Genomic DNA, 4,524 nt, shown 5'->3' with positions numbered 1-4,524 from the left:
CGCCCGCCTCGCCGACGACGGCGATCTCCCGGGGCCCGTCGAGCAGCGCCTCCGCGACCGCGAGGCCGTTCCCGATGAACCGCGGCGCACGCGGTCCGAGCGCCTTGACCACGCCCAACGCCCGTTCGGCCGCCGTGCGGTGGGGCTCGGAGCCGGTCTGGGCGGCGTACGACAGCAGTGCGCCGGCGGCGGCCGTCCACCCGGAGGGCGCGGCGTTGTCGGTCGGGTCCTGCGGCCGCCGGATCAGCTGCTCGGCGTCCACGGCGGTGTCGTACAGGGCCCCGCTCTCCCGGTCCACGAACCGGTCCAGTACGTGGTCGAGCAGGAACCCGGCGAACTCCAGCCACACTCCTTCGCCGGTCACGGACGCGAGTGCGAGGAACCCCTCGGCGACGTCCGCGTAGTCCTCCAACACCCCCTGGTTCCGGCCGGCCTGACCGTCCTTGCTGGTACGGGTGAGGCGGGCCTGGGGGTCCATGTGCAGGCGCACGAGGAGGTCGCCCGCGCACACGGCGGCGTCCACCAGGTCCTGCCGCCCGAAGTAGGCGCCGGTCTCGGCGAGCGCCGCGATCGCCAGACCGTTCCACGCGGCGACGACCTTGTCGTCCCGGCCGGGGGCGGGACGCAGGCCGCGGGCCTCCAGCAGCCGCGCGCGGATGCGGCCGGTCTGCTCGGCGTCGAACACCTCGTCGTCCTGCGGGAGTTGGAGCACCGAGGCGCCCTCCTCGAAGGTGCCCTCCTGCGTGACGCCGAAGTACCGGGCGGCGACGTCGCCGTCCTGCGCGCCGAGCACTTCGTCCAACTGCCCCGGGGTCCATACGTAGTAGGCGCCCTCGACGTGCTTGCCGCTCGCCGGGTCCTCGCTGTCGGCGTCGAGCGCGGAGGCGAACCCGCCCTCGTTCGTGCGCAGTTCGCGCACCAGGAAGTCGGCGGTCTCCAGGGCGATGCGCCGGGCGAGCTCCGAGCCGGTGGAGCGCCACAGGTGCGCGTAGGCGCGGCACAGCAGCGCGTTGTCGTACAGCATCTTCTCGAAGTGGGGCACCGTGAACTCGCGGTCGACGGAGTACCGCGCGAACCCGCCGCCCAACTGGTCGTAGATCCCGCCGCGCGCCATCCGCTCACAGGTGTCGACGGCCATCTGCAGCGCGCCTTCGGACCCCGTGCGCGCATGGTGGCGCAGCAGGAACTCGATCACCATCGACGGCGGGAACTTGGGGGCGCCGCCGAACCCGCCGTGCCGCTCGTCGTACTCGCGGGTGAGTCCGAGCAGCGCCTGCGTCAGCTCCTGCTCGCCGGGCACCTGCGTGTCCCCGTACGGCAGTTCCCGCCCCGCGAGATCCGAGGTGATCTTCGCGGCGACCTCGGCGACCTCGCCGCGCCGGTCGCTCCACGCGTCCCGTACGCCGTTGAGGACCTGAGGGAAGGACGGCATGCCGTGGCGGGGCTCGGGCGGGAAGTAGGTACCGAAGTAGAAGGGTTCGGCGTCCGGCGTCAGGAAGACGGTCATGGGCCAGCCGCCCTGGCCGGTGGCCGCCTGGACGGCCTCCATGTAGACGGCGTCGACGTCGGGGCGCTCCTCGCGGTCGACCTTGACGCTGACGAAGTGGTCGTTGAGGACGGCGGCGGTGGCCTCGTCCTCGAAGGACTCGTGGGCCATCACGTGGCACCAGTGGCAGCTCGAATATCCGACGCTGAGCAGCACCGGCACCCCCCGCCGCTTCGCCTCCTCGAAGGCCTCGGCCGACCAGGGCCACCAGTCGACCGGGTTGTCGGCGTGCTGGAGGAGGTAGGGGGACGTTTCATGGGCCAGTCGGTTCGGCATACCCCCATCCTCGCGCACCCGGACGCCGGGGCCGGTGATCTGCGGCCCCGGCGCCCGCCCCGGCACCACCGCGCCGCAGGCGAAAATGGAGCCCTCCCCGGCACGGTGGTTCCACGTCCGGCGCGAGCGAGCGGGCCGCGGCCGGCCCCGCACCGGGGTCGCGCGCACCTCCCGGGAGCTCGCTGAGAGCGAGGAACCTTTCGTGGAGACAAGGCAGTTGCTGCGCAGCATGGTGCGCATCCGTAGCGCCGAGGAAGTCATCGCCGACGCCTACCGCGACGAGCAGGAAATGCGTACGCCCGTGCACTTCTCCATCGGCCAGGAGGCCACCGCCGTCGGCGTGTGCGCCGCGCTGCGCCGTGCGGACCTCGTGTACAGCGGGCACCGCTGTCACGCCCACTACCTGGCCAAGGGCGGCGATCTGTCCGCCATGGTCGCCGAGTTCCACGGCAAGGCGAGCGGCTGCGCCTCCGGCCGCGGGGGCGCGGTGCACCTGACCGACCGGGCCGCGGGATTCGCCGCCTCCTCGGCGATCCTCGGCGAGATGATCTCGGTGGCCACCGGCGCGGCCTGGGCCTTCGCCCGCGGCGGCGAGCCCCGCGTGGCGGTCACCTTCTTCGGCGACGGCGCCTCCGAGGAGGGCGTCTTCCACGAGTCGCTGAACTTCGCCGCCCTGCACCGGCTCCCGGTGGTCTACGTCTGTGAGAACAACCGGTACGCGCTCGGCTCGACGGTCGACGCCCGCCAGCCGGCGGGCACCAGCATCACCGGCCGGGCCCGCGGTTACGGCATCCGTGCGGAGCAGGTCGACGGGAACGACGTCCGGGCCGTGTACGAGGCGACGCGGAAGGCGGCGCGGCACTGCCGCGAGGGCAACGGCCCCGCCTTCCTGGAGCTGGACACCTACCGCTGGCGCGAGCACGTCGGCCCGAACTGGGACCAGGAGCTCGGCGCCCGGCCCCTGGAGGAGCTGGAGTACTGGATGGAGCGCTGCCCCGTGCGCCGGGCCACCGAGGAGCTGCGGGCCACCGAACCCGGCATCGAGCGGACGGTGGCCGCCTGGGACCGCGAGTTCCGCGCCGAGGCCCGCGAGGCGATCGCGCTGGCGAAGGCCGCGCCCTTCCCGCGCGTCGAGGAGCTGCTCAGCGGGACGTACGGGAACTGAAGGGGAAGCGGAGAATGCGGAAACTCACCTACAGCCAGGCGATCAGCGAGGCGACGGTCCAGTGCATGGCGGCGGATCCGTCGATCGTGGTGGCCGGCCAGAGCGTCGACGACCACAAGGGGGTCTACGGCACCACGGGCGAGGCGTTCGCGCGCTTCGGGCCCACGCGGGTGATGGACATCCCCAACGGGGAGAACGCCTTCGCGGGCATCGCCGTCGGCGCCGCGACGCAGGGCCTGCGGCCCCTGGTGGTGCACACCCGGGACGACTTCATGTTCCTGGCCATGGACGGGGTCTTCAACCTCGCCGCGAAGTGGCGCTACATGTTCGGGAACCGGGGCGGCGCACCCGTCGTGATGCGGGGGATCGTCGGCCGCGGATGGGGGCAGGGTGCCACCCACTCCCAGAGCCTCCAGTCGCTGTTCGGCCACTTCCCCGGCCTGTACGTGGCGACCCCGGCCTCCCCCGCGGACGCCAAGGGCCTGCTGGTCAGCGCGCTGCGGTCGGACACCCCCGTCATCCTGCTGGAGAACCGCGGACTGTACGGAGTCGAGGGCGAGGTGCCCGAGGAGCCGGTGGCGGTGCCCTTCGGCAAGGGGCGGATCGCCCGGACCGGCGAGGACATCACCATCGTCGCGGCCTCGCTGATGGTCCACGAGGCGGAGCGGGCCGCCGAGGTGCTCGCCGACCGGGGCGTCAGCGCCGAGGTGGTCGACGTGCGCAGCATCCGGCCGCTCGACGACGCGATGATCTGCGCATCGGTCGTGAAGACCGGCCACTTGGTGGTCGCGGACACCAGCTGGGCCCGCTACGGGCTGTCGGCGGAGGTCGCCGCCGTGGTGGCGGAGAACGTGCCGCAGGCGCTGCGGGCACCGGTGCGCCGGATCACCCCGCCGGACTGCCCGGCGCCGGTTTCCTGGCCGCTGGAGAACGCGTTCAACCCCGGCGCCGCGTCGATCGCGCAGGCCTGTCTGGAGGTGCTGCGCTCCGCGCGGTGGTCCGTACCGCGGATCCAGGACGTGATGGCCGGCTTCACCGGCCCCTACTGACGGCCGTCGCGCCGCGCGCCGCCCGGCCTCCTCCCCGGACCTGTCACGTCACGTTCCCGTCTTTGATCGCAGGGACCCTCGCGCCTGCACTCCATACGCAGGACACTTGACACGGAACTGACGCCACCGGAGGGGGACCGAAGATGCGAGACAGCCATCGGGCGGAGGCCGAGCGGCTGTTGGCCCGGGCCGTGGAGGAGGAGGTCAGGCGCTCCGGCGGCCGCACGGACGGGAGCGTCCTGCTGTCCCGGGCGCGGGGCGCGCTCGACGCCATGGCCCAGAGCGCGGCCGAGGAGTACGGCGCGTACACGCGGGCGCTGGACGAGGCGGCCGCGGGACAGATGACGTTCGGGGAGCGCTTCGCCCAGCACGGCGGCTCAACTCCCTTGCAGGTGGCGGGGGTCGGCGCCGTCACGGCCGCGCTGGCCGATCTGCTGCTCGGGACGGGCACCGGCGTCGCCGTGGGCACCGGGGCGGCCGTCGCCGTG

General features: G+C 73.2%; 3 protein-coding genes and 1 pseudogene. 3 read left to right on the top strand and 1 reads right to left on the bottom strand.

The genetic code is table 11. From position 1 onward, the window contains the following. On the bottom strand, window positions 1-1,822 hold a 1,822-nt coding region (locus tag G3I40_RS33575), incomplete at its 3' end, for a thioredoxin domain-containing protein (protein ID WP_164558618.1). A 202-nt stretch (window positions 1,823-2,024) separates the two neighbouring features. Here G3I40_RS33575 and G3I40_RS33570 point away from each other — a divergent pair. The 3 genes and pseudogenes from G3I40_RS33570 to G3I40_RS33560 form a co-directional block, all read left to right on the top strand. Beyond that, on the top strand, window positions 2,025-2,987 hold the full coding sequence (locus G3I40_RS33570) for a thiamine pyrophosphate-dependent dehydrogenase E1 component subunit alpha (RefSeq protein WP_343245098.1): 963 nt from the start codon (window positions 2,025-2,027) through the stop codon (window positions 2,985-2,987). A gap of 14 nt (window positions 2,988-3,001) precedes the next feature. Next, on the top strand, window positions 3,002-4,036 hold the full coding sequence (locus G3I40_RS33565) for a transketolase C-terminal domain-containing protein (protein ID WP_164558617.1): 1,035 nt from the start codon (window positions 3,002-3,004) through the stop codon (window positions 4,034-4,036). 143 nt (window positions 4,037-4,179) lie between these two features. Beyond that, window positions 4,180-4,524 (top strand): annotated as a pseudogene (locus G3I40_RS33560) (hypothetical protein); the annotation flags it as partial.

Source organism: Streptomyces sp. SID14478 (assembly GCF_010548525.1).
GTDB lineage: Bacteria > Actinomycetota > Actinomycetes > Streptomycetales > Streptomycetaceae > Streptomyces.
The sequence above is the reverse complement of the archived record's forward strand: the minus strand, read 5'-3'. Positions and strand labels throughout refer to the sequence as shown.

Coding starts and splice junctions, on each gene's coding strand:
- G3I40_RS33565 (WP_164558617.1), top strand. CDS start 3,002: ATGCGGAAACTCACCTACAGCCAGGCGATCAGCGAGGCGACGGTCCAG.